The organism is Paenibacillus ilasis, assembly GCF_043195395.1.
Taxonomy (GTDB): Bacteria; Bacillota; Bacilli; order Paenibacillales; family Paenibacillaceae; genus Paenibacillus_AQ; species Paenibacillus_AQ lautus.
Map to the genome: position 1 here is coordinate 629,043 of NZ_JBHDJG010000003.1, position 18,848 is coordinate 647,890.

Here is an 18,848-nt window from a genome sequence, read left to right on the forward strand (position 1 = left end):
AACAGCATGGGAATAAAACTCATAAAGTTAACCGAACAACAGGAAGATTGTGTTAAGTTTAAGGCTGAAGGCGAATTATTAATTCGAGGAATTCCTGGCGCGGGTAAAACTACGGTTGTGCTAGAGCGGGCCATATTTTTACAGAAACAAGCAAGAGCACTAAACTCCTCAAAAGTTGTTTTATTAACATATAACAAAGCACTCTCTATCTATTTACAGCAAATCGCTAGGGCAAGTAGTGATGAAGCCGTTGATGCATTAACGTTTCATACTTGGGGTTCTCAGTTGTTACGCCAGAATGGATTACTTACTAGAAGGATGATAAAAAAAGGGGAGGGTATAAACATTGTATTACATGCAAAACGAACCGTTTCCAAATATGGTGACCCAGACTTCCCCAAAGTAAATACAAAAGGTATGAATGAAGAAAGAGCATTAGCAACTTTCTTAATGGAAGAAATCTCATGGATTAAAAATAATAACATAAAAGATAGACAGAACTATTTATCTACACAACGCAATGGCAGAGGGAAGCAGGTATTTATTAACAAATCCCATAGAGAAACTATATACGATACATTTGAGAAGTATCAACAATTACTAAGAAATAGATATTATTGTATTGACTTTGACGACGTAGCGGTATTATTATTGGATAATTATAATAAAATCCCCTCTGGGGATCTCCCAGATCATATACTAATTGACGAGGCTCAAGATCTATCACCTTTACAATTCATGGTGATAAAAAAACTAACTCAAAAAAGCATTACAATTGCAGCAGACAAGGGGCAACAAATTTATAGACGTACATTTACTTGGAAAAGTGTTGGCATTGAAATTAGGGGTGGACGAAGTAAACTCCTTAGCAAGTCTTTCAGATCCACTAAGCAAATAATTCAGTTAGCTAGAAGCTTGCAAAAACATGATAAAACATTAATCAATGATGATGAGTTCTTACCAACTGAAGATCCAGAAGCTGAAGGACCTAAACCTGAACTAATTATAACTCAAAATAACAAAGATGAAATTCAATCGGTCGTTAGAAAAATTCGTCAAATTAAAGGTACCTTCCATACCGACACTATAGCAATAATTGCTTATTCTCATAATAGATTAATTGAATTTGAAGAAGAACTAAAAGAATTCAATATAGTACCTATACATATTAAAAGTGAAGAAGCAGACCTACTTACGCCAGGTGTAAAGCTTGTTTCTTTTCAATCGTCAAAAGGCTTGGAGTTTGATCATGTTATAGTAACAGGATTAAAAGAAGGCATACTTCCACATTCAAGAATGGAACCTGGTGATGATCCTGATGCTTATGAAGCAACTGAACGAAGAAAATTGTATGTGGCAATGACCCGAGCAAAACTTACCTTAACTTTATCTGCTGTCCGTCCAATTTCACCATTTGTAAGAGAGTTAGACTCAGACTTATACCAGTAAAGAAAAGACACTGAGGCATTTCCTCTCAGTGTCTTTTCTCTTTATAACGATTATTCGTTACCCCCTGCATTTACATTGTGAAAGTAACCATTCCACTTCTTCATCAGATATTTCTCGATGGGATCTTGTTGAATCTGAAATTGTCTTTAATTCCGTTTGTTGATTGGATTCCACCCAGTTCCAATTTATATTTAGAGACCGAAGTTTATCCACCACTTTCTTATCAAAGGATATGGGGAAAGTAAGTATTTTTGAATGAGTTCTACTTCCTATAATCACCACCTCATCAAATCTAGAGTCAGCTTTCAAACACTCTATCTCTTGTCGGTTATCGCCTTTTGTTAATATTTTCTCGACATAGAAATATGCTGTTATATATGCGCTATTGGCATATGAGGTATGAAAGAATACGTAAGATCCTGGAGTTAATGTATTTTTTATTTGGACACCTTTGTTTCCACTATCCCCGTATGTAAGCCATGTGAAATTAGGATCTACATGATTATCTTCTCGCGATATATATTTAATTAACAGGTGTCGCATCCTATTCACCTCATTATAAGATATCTTCTAACAAGTCATGACCCGATAAATCTACTTTTCCGTTATTCAACAATGGTGTTAGCTCTTCATGATAAAAAATATGCAGATCATGGTGAGCTCGGGTAGCAGATACAAATAGCATCTTAGCATCTATTGGGTCACTAGGATCAAATCTTTCCTTACTTGCATTTGCTAAAATTACTGCATCAAATTCCAAACCCTTTGCCAAGTATCCTGGTATCACAACGATTTTCTTTTCCAACTTCTGGTGTGGATCGCTAACTAGTTGTATAGACGGCTCATTAACATTTTCAAAAAGATTTTTTGCTTGTTTAAGATCCTTACAGATAATGGCTATAGTCTTATACCCTTTATCTTCAAAGATACCAATGGAGTTCCTTATATTATCTATGAGATCTTTTCCGTTAAGTATTCTTTGAATAGTAGGCTTTTCACCGTGTCTATTTATCGGCACAATTTTCGGCAAGGATAAGTTAGACTTTTCAATAATACCGTTTGCTAAGTTCATGATTTCGAAGGTTGATCTGTAACTAAGTTGTAATTTCAAAAAAACTGCGCTTTGTTGGAAAACTTCTTTTATGACTTGATCCCATCCTGAGATACTCCTAAAAGAATAGATACTTTGAGCCATATCACCTAATATGCAAACTGATTTTGCGGTGTTATGTAATAGACAAATCTCAAATGGACTCTGATCTTGGGCTTCATCTATGACAACATATTCATATTTCTTAGCCCACCCATTCACCCTTGAATTTATATAAGATAAAGGAGCGAGGTCTTCATAACTAAATGGTTTCTCACCCTCAAATCTCATATCAGAACACAATAATTCTACCTCTTTGTCACTAAGTCCAAGGTTCATTGACTTTAAGATCTCTGGTTCAAATAACTGGGAGTAAACTGTTACTGGATCAATTCGTGTTAAACGCTTCAAATATCTATCCAGTAACATTTTAGAATTTGACTTTATTTTCGTTATTTTCAATTCTTTTATCTTATCAATTTGCTCAAATAATACCTTTCTTCCTTCTGATCCTTCTGGTAGCATGCCTATCCAATTTTCTTGGATATCATTTGCTTTATTTTTTATTTCGTCCACCGCGTTATATTGTTGCTCAATCGTCCAGTCTTTCAAGTGGTTTATTAATTCCGTTATTCTTTTATTAACCGGAAGGTATCTCTTACCCTCATAGTATTTAACAATGTCCGAATGTTTATATTTGGTAATACCAATATCTAAATCTCCTTGTGGCAAAGGGCTACTCTCTAACAAATCAAGGAGTTTATCAATGGCTTCTTTAATTTTTAATGAGCCTTTAAACTTCAATAAGAATTCATTTCTTCCCGACTTATCATCCATATAAGTTTGTATAGTATCATATGGTTCTTTGAACTCTAATTTCAAACCCTTGAGTCCCTCTGTCGCCCATTCATAAAAAGTACTTTGACGAGCTCCAGAGATTTTCAATTTAGGCAATACCGATTCCATATAAGAAATAAACATCTTATTGGGTGCAATAATCATTATATCTTCCGGTAGCCACTGCTCCCGATATTTGTACATTAAGTATGACATTCGATGTAACGCTATACTGGATTTCCCGCTGCCTGCTGCACCCTGAACCACAATGGGTTTATCTAGTCCTAAGCGGATTATTTCATCCTGTTCTGATTGTATTGAAGCTATAATATCCTTGAATTTATGTGTATCGCTTTTACCTGAGAGAATGTAACTTAAAAAATCATCAATTGTACCGGAAGTCGTTGTTTCTTCACCTTGTGGACTTTTCCTTGCTATTGTTTTTTTGGCAATCTTACCACTTTCATTTTCGATTACATTTAACACTTTGCGATCTTCTATATGTATTTGTCTCTTTCTCTGAACATCTACTGTTCTTTTTTCATCATTAGCAATGTACTCGACTTTAGGATTACCACCGTTGTAAGAATAAAAGACCTTGGCGATATCGGCCTGCCAATTAACTACTATTAACTCATTATTATCATTTGCTATACCAACTTCACCAATATATAATGTATCAGGTATCCCATCTTCGATTATATCGATACGACCAAAGTAGGGACTGAATAAAGCACCCTCGGTCCACTTGATTTTTTCTCTGTGTTTTTCAGCAAGTTGAAAATCAGATGGAGTTTTTTTACTTCTTAGATCATTTAATACGCCCTCAATTGCAACCACTTTATCGTTTAGAACGATCTGCTCTTCTTGCACAGGGTTATTTTCTTTTGAGGCGACGCTCTCACTATCAAAATAAGCATCTAGAGCCTTTTCAGCATAATTCTTTAATTCCTCAATCTGCTGTTTCCCCATATAGGCCCACACCTCTCTCTTGAAACTAATATTTATAATACCTCTTTTCGACTCAAAAAATCTATCTAATTCGGATAAGGTTTCATCAAATAAACCAAGAGGTCCACTACTTTTCATTTCAGTCCAATTGTTTGCAGCACTTAATGGGGGGGGATCGCAAGGCTAGCCCTTAACCTCGCGTATGTAATAATAATTTATTATGTTCATTACCAATTTAGAGTAGTTGCTTTCCCCATTATCTCTTGTCATTGTTTCTAAGAATGCTATAACAAAAACTATTCTATATGAATTTTTACAGTCATCAAATATACCAGAAAAAATTTTAGGAAGCCCCATCTCAATTATCTCCTTCATACCCTGCTATTGTAAACTTTATCGTTTTGTTTTTTTCCACTAACATCTTTGCATTTCCTGTTTATCAATATAAAAAAGCGACTACACTTATCACCATTACTTTGAATCCACCTTCTACAAACGATATAGCTGTAATGATTCATGAGTTATTTCACGCAAAATTAAAGCTGCTTGGATTTCCAGATGTATCAACTTATTCAGAAATATCACTACCAGATCCGATTCCCATTTTGCACCATTACATTATACAATACAGCATACATACATCTTCCGAGAAATGCATCGTTTGGGGATTAGTCAAAAGCATATAGATGAATAAAGTGTAGTACAGGTTATAAATATTGGTGATACAGTGGTCTGAAATTAGGTTTGATGTAAAATTGATGTGCTCTGCCTAAATGAACTAATGAGACCAGAAAACTCATGCATCTAATTAAGCTTTTAATCGAGGGAGGGAAATATGAGTTCCAGCTCGTTCCAATAAATTTTGAAGAAGTGCTTGAGCGTATTACAGATTTGGGACAAGCTGTGCTCACTTCCCATGTAGAAAGTGAAACGGAATTCGAGGCACTCCGTAAATCCATCCAGGATTTCATACTCAAGGACGCTTCTCAGCCCTTCCTCCCCCATTTCCCCAATTTCTTTGGCAATTAAAGTTTGCATAAGAACGGGAGAAAAACAGACTTAGGCGGGGAGAATCGGGTGCAAGAAAAGCAATTAAAGTCTGCCTAAAGGCAGTAGTAAAACAAAAGGAAACTCTTGAGACAGTGCTTAAATAGTCAGAGGGAAAATCGGAGGAAAACCTGGTTTATCAAGGAGTATGGAGAGTTTCTTCCCCATCAAGCAGAAAAAAGAGCCGAGGAAAAACAGGAGTGGATCCCTGGTTTTCGTTCAGCTCTTAGGCAAACTATTTAGGCTTTAGGTATACTTTTTTGGCTTTTAGGCAAACTTTGATTGCTAATTACACCCCCGCCAATTTAGCAACACTGTACTCTCCACATGCACCGTATGCGGAAACATATCCACCGGCGTAACCTCCACCGTTCGGTACCCGCCATCCTCCAGCACCCGCAAATCTCTTGCCAGCGTGGACGGATTACAGCTCACATAAACCACCCGCTCCGGCTTCATCTCAAGAATCGTCTCCAAGAGGCGCGGATCGCACCCTTTACGCGGTGGATCGACCACGATGACGTTCGCCTCGATGCCCTGCTCTTTCCAGCGCGGAATCACGTCTTCGGACGCGCCGACTTCAAACTCTACATGCTTCATACCATTGAGCTCCGCATTCGCACGCGCATCCTCGATCGCTTCCTTCACGATCTCGACTCCATACACCTTCTTGGCATGCTGGGCCAAGAATAGGGATATCGTCCCGATGCCGCAATAGGCGTCGATCACGGTCTCTTCCCCGGTTAATCCCGCATACTCCACCGTCTTGCCGTACAGCACTTCGGTCTGGGCCGGGTTCACCTGATAGAAGGAACGCGCTGAAATCGCGAACTTCACATCGCCGATATAGTCATGGATAACCTCACGCCCCCATAGGACGCGGGTAACATCCCCAAAAATAACGTTCGTCTTGCGTGTATTGACGTTCTGACAGACACTCACGACAGCTGGAAGTTCCTCACGAATAGCAGCGACCCACTCGTTCACGCGTGGAATACGCTCGCCATTGGTCACGAGTACAATCATCATCTCACGGGTAGCAAAACCGATCTTCACCACCACATGGCGAAGCAGGCCTTGGCCGGTCTCTTCATTGTAAGCAGTAATGCCTAGCTTCCGGCCGATGGCTTTGACGCGGCTGACGACCTCGTCGTTCTGCTCATGCTGGATGAGGCACGTCTCCATGTCCACGATCCGATGGCTGCCGCGGGCGTAGAAGCCGCCGACCAGGCCGCCTTCCGTTACGCCGATGGGCACCTGGGACTTATTCCGGTAGCGCCAAGGCTCGCTCATACCGAGTGTCGGCCGCACGAGGATCTCCTCTTGATCTGAATCAAGGCCGGACACGGCAGGACTCGCCCCATTGGTTTCAGAATTCTCAATGTCCCCTCCAGCACCTTCCGCCTCTCGCACCACCCGCAGCTTCCCGATCCGCTCCAGGTTGTCCACCACCAGCTGGCGCTTCCACTCCAGCTGTCCGGCATAATTCATATGCTGCAGCTGGCAGCCGCCGCATTGGTCGTAGATCGGGCATGGGGCCGCGATGCGGTTCGGGCTCTGCTCGACCAGCTCCAGCAGCTTGGCGTAGCCATACTGCTTCTTGGTCTTGAGCACCTTCACCCGGGCCTTCTCGCCCGGCAGGGCGCCCTGAACGAACAGAGTGTAGCCGTCGGCACGGCCGACCCCTTCCCCCTCATGGTTCATTCCTATAATATCAATCACGACCTCGTCGTTCTTGGCCACCGGCAGGTCCAGGAGGGCCGCCGAAGCCGCGGGCTTGCCGCTGCGGCGCGTATCGCTTCCCTTGCGGTTCTTCTTCATGATGTGCTGTTCACTTCTTTCCGTTCAACTTGTCCCTTACTACTCTATATTCCCAATCGGAACACCATCCATAATCGAAGCGGATGATCTTCCGTTAACCTTCATTCGCTTAAACAACAAAAAGCTCCCCCAAGGGAGCTTAACGCACAAGCTCACGTCCATCATTATACGGGAGCCTCGTATGTTATTCAATCCATATAGCCTGCAAATCCATTCATTTACTTACAAGAGCCTGGAGCCTAAGCGGCGATCCTCGGCCTGTTCCATCATTTAAAATGCCTCATCTCAGCCAAAAATCCTTAAGTGCTGCGGCAGGACACGGAACGTGCCCGGCAGAACGCCGCCGAACTCGCCGTCCAGGTTCAGCTGAACCGGTCCCGGAGAGACGACCTCCATATAGTCGGTGCGGAAATGCACGACTCGCTTGTCGTTGATATGCTCGCCGCGCAGGGCGAGCGTAGCCACGCGTACGAACTCCGCCAGATTGCACTTGCGCAGGGCAATGACGTCGAACAAGCCGTCGTCGATGCTCGCGCCCGGCGCGATTTTGTCGAAGCCGCCGACCGAGTTGCTGTTCGCAATGAGGAACACCATGAATTCGTCATGGATCGCCGGATGACCGCTGGCGTTGATGATGAGCTCCTGCGGCGCGAGGCTGACCATTTTCTCGATCCCCTTCAAATAATACGCCAGCTGCCCGATCATCGTCTTCAGCTTGCTTGGCACCTCATATGTGAGCTCGGTCAGCGTACCGCCGCCCGCGATATTAATGAAGTAACGATCATTCGCTTTGCCCACGTCAATCGGGCGTGTCTCGCCCCGAATCACTAGGTCGCAGTACTCTTCCCAGTTCTTCGAGATGCCGAGTGCCCGCGCAAAATCGTTCGTGGTGCCGAGCGGGAAAATACCCAGCGGCGGGAGATTATCCCTGCCAGCCATCCCGTTAATGACCTCATTGAGCGTACCGTCTCCGCCGGCCGCGATCACAAGATCGTATCCGCGTTCTACAGCATCCGCCGCTTCACGGGTCGCATCCCCCTCTCCGGTTGTTGCATGACAGGAGGTTTCGATGCCAGCACTGTCCAGACGGTTCAATATATCAGCAAGCCGACGCTTCATTTCCTCCCGGCCGGAGGTTGGGTTATAGATTAACCTTGCATTTCTCATTAACGATACGCCACCTACTTATGATTTCAAGGATAGAAGAAGAAGTTTAGCCTGCGACTCCATCCACTGCGGCAGCAGCGGATGCGGAAGCAAGGTTCTGCCTGAATATCGGCATCCAAGCCCCTCGAGCCGATCGGGTATTACCTTCTCCGTAAAATATCCCTCACTCAAAAAAAGCGGAGCTACGATCACATCGCAGCCGCGCTCCATCCATGCTGTCACCTTGTCCCGAACATCGCCGGGACTGAGTAGGGCATAATCTGCGCTTGTTCCGCTTACCTCGCTAACTCGCTGTGCCAAAGAGTTAATACCCTTTTCCCAGCGGCTGCGAAACAGATCATGCCGGCTGCCGTGTCCGACGAGAAGAATAACCTCCTTCGCTGGGTTCACGGACAGCTCTTTTACCTTATCCCATACCATGGCTGCAATCTCGGGGTCGTCGTCCATCGGGGTACCAAAATGAACCCGGGACCGAACCCGAAACGGCGCCAGGTCCGTCTCCATGTCTGGAACGGCCTTCGCTCCTATAGCATAAGCTATTTCGTCGACATGTGTGCTGCCTGACGAGACAAATAGAGGAATGACCACAATGTCGGTAACACCCTGGTCTTCCAAAGCCGTAATGCCGTCCTGAATCAAACGGCCCTCTACCAATTCCAAGTACGAAGAGACGACCGGTATATCCATGTGAGAGGCCAGCTTCCGGACGGCTTCGTCCACAAGCGACACCCATTTCTGTTCACGTGAACCATGACTGATCACCAGCACACCCGGCTTCGTCATATTTTAACGCCCTAGACGCTCCAGCGTCATTTTATAACCGTCATTGCCGTAGTTCAGACAACGCTTCACGCGCGAGATCGTTGCGGTGCTGGCTCCCGTTTCTGCTTCAATCTGGTTGTATGTGCATCCCTTGCCCAGCATGCGCGCCACTTCCAGCCGCTGCGACAAGGACTGAATTTCGTTAACGGTGCAGAGATCATCGAAGAATACATAGCACTCTTCCACACTGCCCAGGGTTAATATCGCTTCGAATAATTGATCGATGCTTTTATCATTTAGCTTCTTTAATTGCACTGGATGATCATCCCCTATTGTTACTGTGTATAACACTCGCACTCCCATTGTACCCGAGCGGATATAGTATTTTCAAGCATTAACGATTTCACGCACTACAGGACAACCATTACCCAGAGGCAGCATCCCTTATACACGCTCGCATTTCGCCGCTCCAATGCCCGCCAAAATCTTCCTGGGCTATCGCCCGATTCCGCTCCTATCCCGAAAATCGGGACATCCGCCTAAACCCAACGCCCGCCCGTATCATACAGTATAGTATCTTAACTCAAAAAGGAAAGTGATATCATGACGCGTCATTCTCACTATTATCATCGCCGACCCACTAATAACCATCGCTCCCTCAATCAATATGAATCACTGCCCCAGGATCCAACACCGTACCCTGGCATCACGCCATACACCACCGATTATCCGGAAGTGGGTGAAACCGCGTTATATCCATATAACGACACGGTATCGGACATGGAAGCTTCAGCTTCGGCTCTGGCTCCATCCACGAATTCCGGCGGTGGCGGACTGGCAGGTCTCCTTGGCGGAGGAGGCGGCAGCGGCGGTGGAGGCGGATTAGGCAAGCTCCTCGGCGGGCTCGGGGTCAACAATATGAGCGACATCAAGGGCCTCATCGATCGGATGGGGGGCATCGACGGCATCGTCAACAACATTGGCAAGGTACAAAAGGTCATGCAGGGCTTCCAGCAGCTTGCGCCCATCGTCTCTCTGCTTGCAGGCGCGCTGGGCAAGAAGAAAGGCGGAGGCGGCAGCGGCTCCTCTCCAAGCGCATTTACGGACCAGAATGAAGACGGCTACGAATATAAACCGCGAAGACGCCGTTCCTCGGGAAGCCGGCGCCGTTCCGGCTCGCGCAAAACGTCCGGCAAAGGCAGACGTCGTCGTTGACCTATGTAAAAGGGTATAAACCTTACCGTGCGTTTCAAAAAACACGGCAGCCTCTGATCACACGATGGGTTTAGCAGATACGTTCCTGAAACTCACCATAGGCGGGATCATCCGAACCTTCATACATCAAGCAGCTGGCTCCAGTCGGTTACCCTAGACTGGAGCCATATCCTTTTATCAACCTATGATATCCTCATCAGCGCGTCCAGTCCTCTTCGGGGCCGGCTTCTTTATTCTCGGCGCTTTCGAGTGATTTTAACCGAAACCAATAGGATCCGCGCAGACCGGAACGCAGCAGCATCATAATGCTGCCCATCAAATACAGCACAGTTGGGATCCGTTTCATATGGGGATAGAACATGAGTATGCTGCCTGTGATGAACAACAGGCCGGTCGCAATCTCGCTGATGACCATGCCCACCTCATAGCGGTTCGTCACGGCGAGCTTTCGTTTTCGTTTCCATGCCAATCGAAGCATCCGGCGCAGCAGCCGGGAACGCAAAGGCTCATCTGGTTGATGCGATGAACGCTTCTTGGGATGTGGTCTGAGCCTGAGTTTCATATGCAGTCCCTCCTCTGCAAGCCTTTACCCCTTACGGAGGAATAAGAAACGAAAGTTATTTAGCATTCGCCTTATGATGCAGGACAACCTTACCTCATTTTAGATAACCGCATGGCATGGACTTGGGCCGATAGATACTCCCGGCTGGCATCTCTCTACTTACGAATCGCATCACCATTTTTCACGTTAACCATACTCAAGAATGAAGCTCTCTATTTAAACCAGCCTCTGCGCACAAACCACATCACCATGCCCCCGCCAAGGATAAACATGAGAATCAGCACGAAGAAGTATCCATAATGCCACTCGAGCTCCGGCATATTCTCAAAATTCATCCCGTATATCCCGGCAATCAGGGTGAGCGGCATGAAGATGGTCGTGATGACCGTCAGCGTCTTCATGATTGTGTTCATCCGATTCGAATTTACCGATATGTAGCTGTCTCGAAGGTCCGCCGTCATCTCGCGGTCGGCCTCGATCATGTCCGCCAACTTCAGCAGATGGTCATAGATGTCGGAAAAATAAGCATGGTGCGCGTGATGCTGCAAATGCTGCGAGTTCACGATCCGGTACAGCAAATCCCGCATCGGCACGACCGTCCGCCGCAGGCGAAGCAGCCTCGAACGCAGCGCGAACACCTGATTCATTAGCTCCTCGACCGAATCCTTCTCCCCATGGCTTTCCAGCTCGGCTAGCTCATCCTCGATGGCAAACAAGCTTGGAAAGTACTGGTCCACCAGCTTATCCATGATCGTATAAGCCGTGAAGCTCGGACCGTCCTGGCCCAGCGGACCTTTACCAGCGACCGAGGTAACACGTTCCCAAGCATCATTCATTTCGGGCAGTGCCTTCTGGTGGAAGGAGACAATAAACGAAGGTGCAAGAAACAGATCCACCTCAACGGCTTGCAGGGTATCCTGCTGTAGGGCATGGAGGACAAAAAACTGCATCTGTTCGTAATAATCCAGCTTCGGCCGCTGCAGGATGTGCAGGCAATCCTCCACCGCGAGCGGGTGAAAGTGAAAATAGCTCTCCAGCTTCCGCGCTTCCTCCGGCGTCGGCTCACTGAAATCGGCCCATACCCAGGCGTAGTCCTCCATTCGGATCTCTTCGAGTGGAAGCCCGATTACCGCTTCATAGCTTGGCGTAATAGCTAACGTGCGAATCATGATAAGCTCTCCTTCCTTTGCGCCCTTTAGTTTCGTTAAACAAAAAAAGCCAATCGATTCCTGATTGGCCCCACAACTATCCATTATCTATGTGTAATTATGTTTTAGAAAAGAATTTTAAAGATGACTCCTGCCAGTACGGCCGTAATCGGAATCGTAATAAACCAGGTCACTACGATGCGCCCTGCAAGGGACCATTTCACGGCGGAGAAGCGTTTCGCTGAGCCTACGCCGAGAATCGCCGACGTAATGGCATGCGTCGTACTGATTGGCAAATGAAGCAAAGTCGCCGAGAAAATAACGGAGGCAGCCGAGAAGTCTGCTGCGAAGCCGTTGATCGGCTCGATTTTGAATATTTTCGTACCCATGGTCTTGATGATCTTCCAGCCGCCCACCGAGGTTCCGAGCGCCATCGCTGTTGCTGCGGAGACTTTAACCCAGAAGGGTACTTCCATCTCCTGCAATTGACCGGAAGTGACGAGGGCAAAGGTGATAATCCCCATCGCCTTCTGTGCATCGTTGGTACCGTGCGTGAAGGACTGCAGCGCTGCCGTAAAGATCTGCATCGTACGGAAGCCCTTGTTCACCGTATGCGGACTGCGCTTGGCAAAGATGACCTTGAGCAGCTGCATGACCAGATAACCGATCACGAATGCGATAATCGGCGACAGGATCAGCGCTAATACGATATCCTTAAATCCGCCGTAATTCAGCATGTCGCTTCCCGCGCCGACGAATACCGCACCAGCCAATGCCCCGATCAGGGCATGGGAAGAGGACGAAGGCAATCCGAACCACCAAGTAACCAGGTTCCAGATGATGGCTGCAAGCAATGTTGCAATAACTACCTCGATCCCGTTATCCAGCTTGGTCGGATCCGCGACGCTGCCGCCGATGGTTTTGGCAACGCCCGTGAACATCATCGCGCCGACGAAGTTCATGCTCGCTGCAAGCAGTATGGCTACCCGCGGCTTCAGGGCCCGGGTCGAAACCGACGTTGCGATAGCATTCGCCGTATCGTGAAACCCGTTGATGAAGTCAAATGCAAGCGCCAAAAAAACAACAATTACTAATACTAACATCGTTGTATCCATTGTTCAGGACTCCCTTACGAGTTGCGCATAATGATGGATTCCAGCATATTTGCCACGTCTTCGCAGGTGTCCGTGGTCGTCTCAAGACGTTCGTAAATCTCTTTTTTCTTGATCAGCAGAATCGGGTCAGAGACGGTGGCGAACAGATCCTTGATACAGATGCGCAGCAGCTCGTCGCCTTGGTTCTCCAGATCGTTCAAGCGGATCGTGTACTCACGAATAGCCAGAAGTTTCTTCTGAGAAAGCAAATGAATGGCCTTCTGAATTTCGTAAGCCGATTGACGCAAAATTTCGGCAAACTGTACCATGTACTCGTCAGGTTTCCCCAAATTGTACATATAGAAACGGGATGCCGTTGCTTCCAATCCGTCCATCACATCGTCCATGCTGGTTGTCAGGTCCATAATATCGTCGCGTTCGATTGGCGTGATAAACGTTTTGTTGAGCTCAGTAATGATGGTATGCGTATAGGTATCACACTGGGACTCGTATTTTTTCATTTCATTGGCAAATTCAAGCACATCTTGAAGATTGGAAACGTGCTGCGAAAAATAATCTGCGGCTTGTACCACCGTATCGGCCATATTCTCCAGCGTTTGGAAGAATATATCCTTCTTCTTCAATTTCATACTCTTAACCCCTTTTTTCGATAAATTGCCGCGAACGCCCTCAAAAGATAGACAACCTTGACTATCTTATCACATCCATGGCAGGGTGTGTATAGAAAAGTAACACTCAAAAATGTAAGGAACTAACAAAATAGAAGATGCATGGATATCGCTTCATTTCCCTTGCCTATTAACATCTCCGTCTGAGTGCAAATTATCCCGATATGCATCCAACATCCACTTCTTATACATCAAGGATTCGTAATGGTCACATGGCTTTCAAAAGAAGGCGAATTCGGCACAATATTGAAATACGTCGTTCCCGGCACCAATGGCACTTCCTTGCCGTCCTTCACAAAACGGATCGCATCGCCCGCTGCGCGTACCCACTGCCCCTCGATGACTTCTCCGCGCTGGAACAGCATCGCTTTCCCGCCCGCTTCCACATTCACGGCAAGCCGGCCCACATCATCCAGCACTTTATGATCCGCCCCGAGCACGATGACATTCGCGGCCTCAAGCTGGACATTATCGTTGAGATCCACATGTGGCGAGCCATTGACCCACCGTTTGTACGTATTGGACGAACCGTCATACTGATAAGCCACCACATAACTGTCTAGTAAAAATTTGATTTCTACCTTCTCCCCGGGTTCACCGGAAATAACCTCCACAGGCGCCGTTCCCTCTGCACCTTCGCCGCTTGCAGCCGTCGGCTCCGAATAGAACGAATATTGCGGCACCTTCACGTCGTTGCCATAGTTAAGCTTGGCCGCTCCTTCACGGAGCTTCTCGTCGCTGGAATACAGATTATGCGGCGCTTTGCGGTCCTTGGCCCTCCAGAAGTAGGCGCCTGCATTTCCGATCTCGTCCATATCCTGCTTGCCTTGCTTTTGGATGATGCTATAAGCTTCAGGGCTGCCTCCAGCATGTACAAGCACCCCGCCGTAGCTCTCGCCTAGATTGATCAGATAAGGACGAATGCTGCGAATCGGCCCGATCTTCTCAATCCCGCTCTGGCTTTGGAATATGCCGATCAGTCGCGTGATCCCTCCCTCCGCCAGCACTTCATATACCATGTCCGCTTGTCCCAGACCCGACTGCGGCCTGGCCGCCGGTGCGTTATTGATCATAACGGCCAGCGGCCGCTGCGTCAGTGACGCTTCTAACGGCATTCCGGTCAGCGGTGCCTTATATGGAGAGGACGCTTCCTCTTGAGGCACTTCGACCGGCTGCTCGACCGGAGCCTCCACCACTGGTGCCGGCGTTGATTCCGCCTGCTGTTTACCGCCGCCGCTGCATCCGGACAGCAGCAATACTGTCGCCATGGACAACAAGCTTGTCCTCCACGCGAATTTACGGAAAGACAAAGACCCTTTGCTAAACATATGGTTTCCCCCTATGAACGCTCCCATTACTTATTACCCTAAATTTCCAACCTATTTCCCCAAAATTCCCAACCGACAATTCAACTTTAGTTTACATTTAATCACAAAATCCGTGCTTTGTCTGTATCGTCCTTTGTCTGTATATAGAAGAGGAAACATCCAGATGAATATCAAAGGTAACCCGATTTCTTAAAGCAAGTCTTCGATGTTCACTGAAGAAAAAGACCTGACACCGCAGGTCCTTTTCTTCTTTGCTTAGTCAAAGGCTGTATTTGGGATATATGTAATTGGAGTTGATCTGAATTTCCCTCTTTTTTATCTCTTAAATTAAGATCTTCCATAGATCGGTATATTTTTTATATTTTCCATAACCTTTTCCTGTTTATAGTGTTTAAACTGTATAGAGCCACAATTAATAAGGTTCAAAATACAAAAAGGCAGGATTTATTATGTTAAAGAAAATCATGAGGCTGGCTTTGATACCATTACTTGTAATGGGACTAACTCTTAGCGCAGTTGGTATGGCATTCGCAGCGCCTGAAGAAGGATTATCCGATCTTCAAATTCGAGAAAAGTTGGATGAAATTAACGATCGTTATGAGGTCGGAGAAGAGTTAAGTGAGGAGGATGCGAATTTTGTGAAGAAGCATGCTACTTCGGTCTCTAAAAAGAGTGTACAGCCCAGCCTCCTATGGCAGAAGGTAATAAAACTTTTTCTGATTCACTTGGTGTTGTAGGTGGATTGGATTTATCAAATATAACACCGACCCTTTTGGAGGATCTTTTAATGGTCTCATTAATACCCAGACTTCTGACCTCAGTAAACGTAGCAGTATTGGAGTGCCACGGAGGCCTTAAAAAGGAAATCAACGATAAATATAAAAAAAGGCACCCATAGCCAGGGCGCCTTTTTTTGGGCAAAGATAACTCCTATTATTTTAGGAGCAATCCCACATCAATGACACGGCTTGTTAAAGCCAAGAGGTCACCGATCGTGAGGGTCCCTTCGATTTCTCATCGCCGGCATCCCTCAGAGCGGTAGTTGGTCCCGATGACCTCATAATGATACAATACTTGATCTTCGAACGGCTCACCGTTCAATGCATGTAATAGGAATAGTCCCCTACCCTAATGTTAGGCTTTGTAATTGTGTTCTGAATAAACTGTAAGTCACGATTCCCCGGTATCGGATACTTTTCATTGGGATTTGGATCTAACATAAGCATGCTCACCTTTACGACTATTCTTATTCCTTAATCCGTCGAATCCCTCGCGCGATTTGTTCCCTCTCATAATCGCTCAGCGAATATAGTACAGGTGCCCTGGGAATGTCGAACTTCAGATGAGAATGAGGGATTTCCGTCAGTAAGGTTCCAATGGGCTGTTGACCATTCTTACTACGTATCACGTTCCAGAATATTCTAGCCCTATTTTCCTCGGTTCCCCATTTTTCAAGCGAATTGCGAAATAGCAAACATTTACCGATGATGAAATCATGCTCCTTGAGGGGCTCCATTGCTTCGAACCCGGCGTCTTCAAGGCTCTCAAATAGTGCGGGCATCAACTGATCCAAATAGAGCCCATAGGCAGCATCCTCGATTTCACGAAAAGCGATCGTTAACTCATCAAACATCGAATCGTATCGTGTTTTCCATACCGATTCAATATATTGATTACCTGCCACACAAATCTCCTCAATGGTCATGTCCGAACGCAATACTGGTTTTACTGTCATATAAACTCCTCCTTGAAATGGATTATTTTCATCATACAACATGAAAGCCAATTGGAAGGTTTAGGAGGTAAATATGAAGGAAATCAATAAAAAATACAGAATAACATTACAATGGTTTTAATGTTATGCATTTTTTACGAAGGTGGGATCACATGAGCTTTCGACCCAAAAGACTGGCAGAGAAATACGGGTTAAGTAGCAGCACTCTGCGGAACTACGAAGCGAAGGGGTTGATACCTCCTGCAGATCGATCTTCAAATGGATATCGGATGTACACAGAACGGCATGAAGCTTATCTGGCATGTATTCAAGCCATGGCTGCCGCATTCGGTATGGAAGTAACGAGCGAGGTAATGCATTGTCTTGGGCGAAATGAGTTGGATGACGCATTGTGGATCGTCAGGGATCGAGAAGTTATGCTGCATCGGGAAAAAGTAAGTTTGGATCAACTGGTAAGGGAGTTGAAATCGTGTTCTGAAGGTAGTCGAGCTAACGACTCTAACCAATATTTCAGCATCCACGAGGTTTCCAGACGGACAGGAGCTCCTAAATCGGCAATCCGTTACTGGGAGCAGAGCGGCCTGTTCACTGCAAAGCGAGACCCTGATAACGATTACCGTCTTTATAATGAATCGCATCTCTTTAAAATTAGGATGATTCAGGTACTGCAGAGCTCCGTTTATTCCAAGGAAACCGTGAACTTAAAACAATCCATTGCACGCTTAGAGCTAGAGAACATCGAGCATGCGATGAAGCTTTCTGAAAGTATTCAAGCTTACCTGCACAAAACGATCAAACTTCAGGCGCGAGCTCTCTATTTTCTATATCGCTTGATTCAAACAACAGGCTTCTCGGAAACAATCGAGGACAATCTTTAATCCGTTCTCCTGTGCTGCCTGTTACTTTATAGGTTTAGGTTTTATGAAATCCATTATGAAATGATGTGCTAAAACATTTTGGACAAAAAGCTTCGTCTTGATCGCATCGCTGATAATGTTGGAGTCAACAACCCCCAACAATGATCGTTAAACGTAACAAACAGATAATGGATAACATGATGACATAGATATAGCAGTACTTTATGGCTCTAAGCAGAAAGCAGGTGAATGGCAGCCTGACAGCCATCCAAGCGTGCTCCTAACTAGGCATCGCGCACCCAGAAATCGGTGCCCACATTGGATATAACCCCCTCTGCGGAGCGCTCATACCGAAACGTTCACAACTTTGTGATATTTATCACGTGAATTGTGAATATTTTCACTTATAATAAAGACATAGAGAAGGTGATCACTTCCCAAGGCAACAAGAACCAACAACAACGACATTAGAAACATCGTAATGACCCATTAATCCAAACAATCAAAACTCACTTAAGGAGTGGTTTATATGTTTAACAACTGGCTGAGAACAAACAAATGGGCAATGTGGCTGCTAACCATCATTCGGGTCTACATCGGTTATGAATGGCTGACGGCAGGTTGGGGTAAATTGACAGGCGGCGGATTTGACGCAGGGGGCTTCCTGCAGGGCGCGATTGCCAATGCAACCGGCGATCACCCCGCCGTACAAGGCTGGTGGGCAGCGTTCCTCGAACACGCGGCACTGCCGGGCGTGAAGCTCTTCAACTTCATCATCCCGCTCGGTGAATTCTTGGTAGGTCTCGGACTCATTCTCGGTACCTTCACCACCTTCGCCGCCCTAATGGGACTGGTCATGAACGCCGCATTCCTCTTCTCGGGCACCGTGAGCACCAACGCCCAAATGCTGCTGCTTGAAGTGCTGATCATCGTCGCTGCTGCCAACGCTGGTAAAATCGGTCTCGACCGTTGGGTACTTCCTTACCTTCGTGGCTTGTGGAATAAAATGACCCACCGCGGTCATGAGCCCAAAGCGCCGACAACTCATCTGAAAAAGCGTACAGCTTAACATCGTAACGATCATACAAAGATGGTG

Annotated in this window: 17 protein-coding genes and 1 pseudogene; 5 read left to right on the forward strand and 13 right to left on the reverse strand. The window is 46.1% G+C overall.

The genetic code is table 11. From position 1 onward, the window contains the following. The first annotated feature begins 6 nt into the window (after positions 1 to 6). Positions 7 to 1,449, forward strand: coding sequence for a 3'-5' exonuclease (locus tag ACETK5_RS27030; protein ID WP_394058979.1), 1,443 nt, complete (start codon positions 7 to 9; stop codon positions 1,447 to 1,449). 57 nt (positions 1,450 to 1,506) lie between these two features. Here the strand turns inward: ACETK5_RS27030 and ACETK5_RS27035 are convergent, their stop codons facing one another. From ACETK5_RS27035 to ACETK5_RS27060, 6 genes are all read right to left on the reverse strand, one after another. Then, positions 1,507 to 1,992 (reverse strand): hypothetical protein, encoded by a 486-nt coding sequence (locus ACETK5_RS27035; protein WP_394058980.1) that lies wholly within the window; start codon positions 1,990 to 1,992, stop codon positions 1,507 to 1,509. Between the two features lie 13 nt (positions 1,993 to 2,005). Continuing rightward, complete coding sequence (locus tag ACETK5_RS27040) at positions 2,006 to 4,465, reverse strand: HelD family protein (RefSeq protein WP_394058982.1); 2,460 nt, start codon at positions 4,463 to 4,465, stop codon at positions 2,006 to 2,008. A 1,194-nt stretch (positions 4,466 to 5,659) separates the two neighbouring features. Further along, positions 5,660 to 7,195 (reverse strand): 23S rRNA (uracil(1939)-C(5))-methyltransferase RlmD, encoded by a 1,536-nt coding sequence (rlmD, locus tag ACETK5_RS27045; protein WP_394058984.1) that lies wholly within the window; start codon positions 7,193 to 7,195, stop codon positions 5,660 to 5,662. Between the two features lie 285 nt (positions 7,196 to 7,480). Next, a complete protein-coding gene (locus ACETK5_RS27050) occupies positions 7,481 to 8,362 on the reverse strand; it encodes a diacylglycerol kinase (RefSeq protein WP_394058986.1) in 882 nt (293 codons plus the stop codon). Positions 8,363 to 8,380: 18 nt separating this feature from the next. Further along, on the reverse strand, positions 8,381 to 9,145 hold the full coding sequence (locus tag ACETK5_RS27055; protein ID WP_394058987.1) for a sirohydrochlorin chelatase: 765 nt from the start codon (positions 9,143 to 9,145) through the stop codon (positions 8,381 to 8,383). 3 nt (positions 9,146 to 9,148) lie between these two features. Continuing rightward, complete coding sequence (locus tag ACETK5_RS27060) at positions 9,149 to 9,439, reverse strand: YerC/YecD family TrpR-related protein (RefSeq protein WP_053489879.1); 291 nt, start codon at positions 9,437 to 9,439, stop codon at positions 9,149 to 9,151. Positions 9,440 to 9,727: 288 nt separating this feature from the next. On the opposite strand from ACETK5_RS27060, the gene ACETK5_RS27065 reads away from it, so the two are divergent. Further along, entirely contained in the window at positions 9,728 to 10,339 is a 612-nt protein-coding gene (locus ACETK5_RS27065; protein ID WP_394058990.1) for a hypothetical protein, read from the forward strand. Between the two features lie 196 nt (positions 10,340 to 10,535). Here ACETK5_RS27065 and ACETK5_RS27070 read toward each other — a convergent pair whose 3' ends face one another. The 5 genes from ACETK5_RS27070 to ACETK5_RS27090 all read right to left on the reverse strand — a co-directional run bounded on the left by ACETK5_RS27070 (position 10,536) and on the right by ACETK5_RS27090 (position 15,160). Further along, complete coding sequence (locus ACETK5_RS27070; protein ID WP_394058992.1) at positions 10,536 to 10,901, reverse strand: YrhK family protein; 366 nt, start codon at positions 10,899 to 10,901, stop codon at positions 10,536 to 10,538. A gap of 212 nt (positions 10,902 to 11,113) precedes the next feature. Continuing rightward, entirely contained in the window at positions 11,114 to 12,070 is a 957-nt protein-coding gene (gene corA / locus ACETK5_RS27075) for a magnesium/cobalt transporter CorA (RefSeq protein ID WP_394058994.1), read from the reverse strand. 104 nt (positions 12,071 to 12,174) lie between these two features. Next, a complete protein-coding gene (locus ACETK5_RS27080; protein ID WP_009592277.1) occupies positions 12,175 to 13,164 on the reverse strand; it encodes an inorganic phosphate transporter in 990 nt (329 codons plus the stop codon). 14 nt (positions 13,165 to 13,178) lie between these two features. Then, on the reverse strand, positions 13,179 to 13,793 hold the full coding sequence (locus ACETK5_RS27085; protein WP_053489885.1) for a DUF47 domain-containing protein: 615 nt from the start codon (positions 13,791 to 13,793) through the stop codon (positions 13,179 to 13,181). 230 nt (positions 13,794 to 14,023) lie between these two features. After that, positions 14,024 to 15,160, reverse strand: a complete 1,137-nt coding sequence (locus ACETK5_RS27090; protein ID WP_394058995.1) for a DUF3048 domain-containing protein — start codon at positions 15,158 to 15,160, stop codon at positions 14,024 to 14,026. Between the two features lie 449 nt (positions 15,161 to 15,609). On the opposite strand from ACETK5_RS27090, the gene ACETK5_RS27095 reads away from it, so the two are divergent. Continuing rightward, a complete protein-coding gene (locus ACETK5_RS27095) occupies positions 15,610 to 15,897 on the forward strand; it encodes a hypothetical protein (RefSeq protein ID WP_394058997.1) in 288 nt (95 codons plus the stop codon). 310 nt (positions 15,898 to 16,207) lie between these two features. Here ACETK5_RS27095 and ACETK5_RS27100 read toward each other — a convergent pair. Both ACETK5_RS27100 and ACETK5_RS27105 read right to left on the reverse strand, forming a co-directional pair. After that, positions 16,208 to 16,386: pseudogene (locus ACETK5_RS27100) on the reverse strand (acetyltransferase); the annotation flags it as partial. A gap of 20 nt (positions 16,387 to 16,406) precedes the next feature. Continuing rightward, positions 16,407 to 16,895 carry a DUF6022 family protein gene (locus ACETK5_RS27105; protein WP_326116122.1) on the reverse strand — a complete coding sequence of 163 codons (489 nt, stop codon included), beginning with the start codon at positions 16,893 to 16,895 and terminating at the stop codon, positions 16,407 to 16,409. A 152-nt stretch (positions 16,896 to 17,047) separates the two neighbouring features. Between ACETK5_RS27105 and ACETK5_RS27110 the strand changes: the two genes are divergently transcribed. Beyond that, a complete protein-coding gene (locus ACETK5_RS27110) occupies positions 17,048 to 17,773 on the forward strand; it encodes a MerR family transcriptional regulator (RefSeq protein WP_394058999.1) in 726 nt (241 codons plus the stop codon). 508 nt (positions 17,774 to 18,281) lie between these two features. Continuing rightward, positions 18,282 to 18,821, forward strand: coding sequence for a DoxX family protein (locus ACETK5_RS27115; RefSeq protein ID WP_100540330.1), 540 nt, complete (start codon positions 18,282 to 18,284; stop codon positions 18,819 to 18,821). Positions 18,822 to 18,848: the final 27 nt, after the last annotated feature.

Coding starts and splice junctions, on each gene's coding strand:
- rlmD (WP_394058984.1), bottom strand. CDS start 7,195: ATGAAGAAGAACCGCAAGGGAAGCGATACGCGCCGCAGCGGCAAGCCC.
- ACETK5_RS27050 (WP_394058986.1), bottom strand. CDS start 8,362: ATGAGAAATGCAAGGTTAATCTATAACCCAACCTCCGGCCGGGAGGAA.
- ACETK5_RS27110 (WP_394058999.1), top strand. CDS start 17,048: ATGAGCTTTCGACCCAAAAGACTGGCAGAGAAATACGGGTTAAGTAGC.
- ACETK5_RS27105 (WP_326116122.1), bottom strand. CDS start 16,895: ATGACAGTAAAACCAGTATTGCGTTCGGACATGACCATTGAGGAGATT.
- ACETK5_RS27035 (WP_394058980.1), bottom strand. CDS start 1,992: ATGCGACACCTGTTAATTAAATATATATCGCGAGAAGATAATCATGTA.
- ACETK5_RS27095 (WP_394058997.1), top strand. CDS start 15,610: ATGTTAAAGAAAATCATGAGGCTGGCTTTGATACCATTACTTGTAATG.
- ACETK5_RS27090 (WP_394058995.1), bottom strand. CDS start 15,160: ATGTTTAGCAAAGGGTCTTTGTCTTTCCGTAAATTCGCGTGGAGGACA.
- corA (WP_394058994.1), bottom strand. CDS start 12,070: ATGATTCGCACGTTAGCTATTACGCCAAGCTATGAAGCGGTAATCGGG.
- ACETK5_RS27115 (WP_100540330.1), top strand. CDS start 18,282: ATGTTTAACAACTGGCTGAGAACAAACAAATGGGCAATGTGGCTGCTA.
- ACETK5_RS27080 (WP_009592277.1), bottom strand. CDS start 13,164: ATGGATACAACGATGTTAGTATTAGTAATTGTTGTTTTTTTGGCGCTT.
- ACETK5_RS27040 (WP_394058982.1), bottom strand. CDS start 4,465: ATGAAAAGTAGTGGACCTCTTGGTTTATTTGATGAAACCTTATCCGAA.
- ACETK5_RS27065 (WP_394058990.1), top strand. CDS start 9,728: ATGACGCGTCATTCTCACTATTATCATCGCCGACCCACTAATAACCAT.
- ACETK5_RS27070 (WP_394058992.1), bottom strand. CDS start 10,901: ATGAAACTCAGGCTCAGACCACATCCCAAGAAGCGTTCATCGCATCAA.
- ACETK5_RS27030 (WP_394058979.1), top strand. CDS start 7: ATGGGAATAAAACTCATAAAGTTAACCGAACAACAGGAAGATTGTGTT.
- ACETK5_RS27085 (WP_053489885.1), bottom strand. CDS start 13,793: ATGAAATTGAAGAAGAAGGATATATTCTTCCAAACGCTGGAGAATATG.
- ACETK5_RS27055 (WP_394058987.1), bottom strand. CDS start 9,145: ATGACGAAGCCGGGTGTGCTGGTGATCAGTCATGGTTCACGTGAACAG.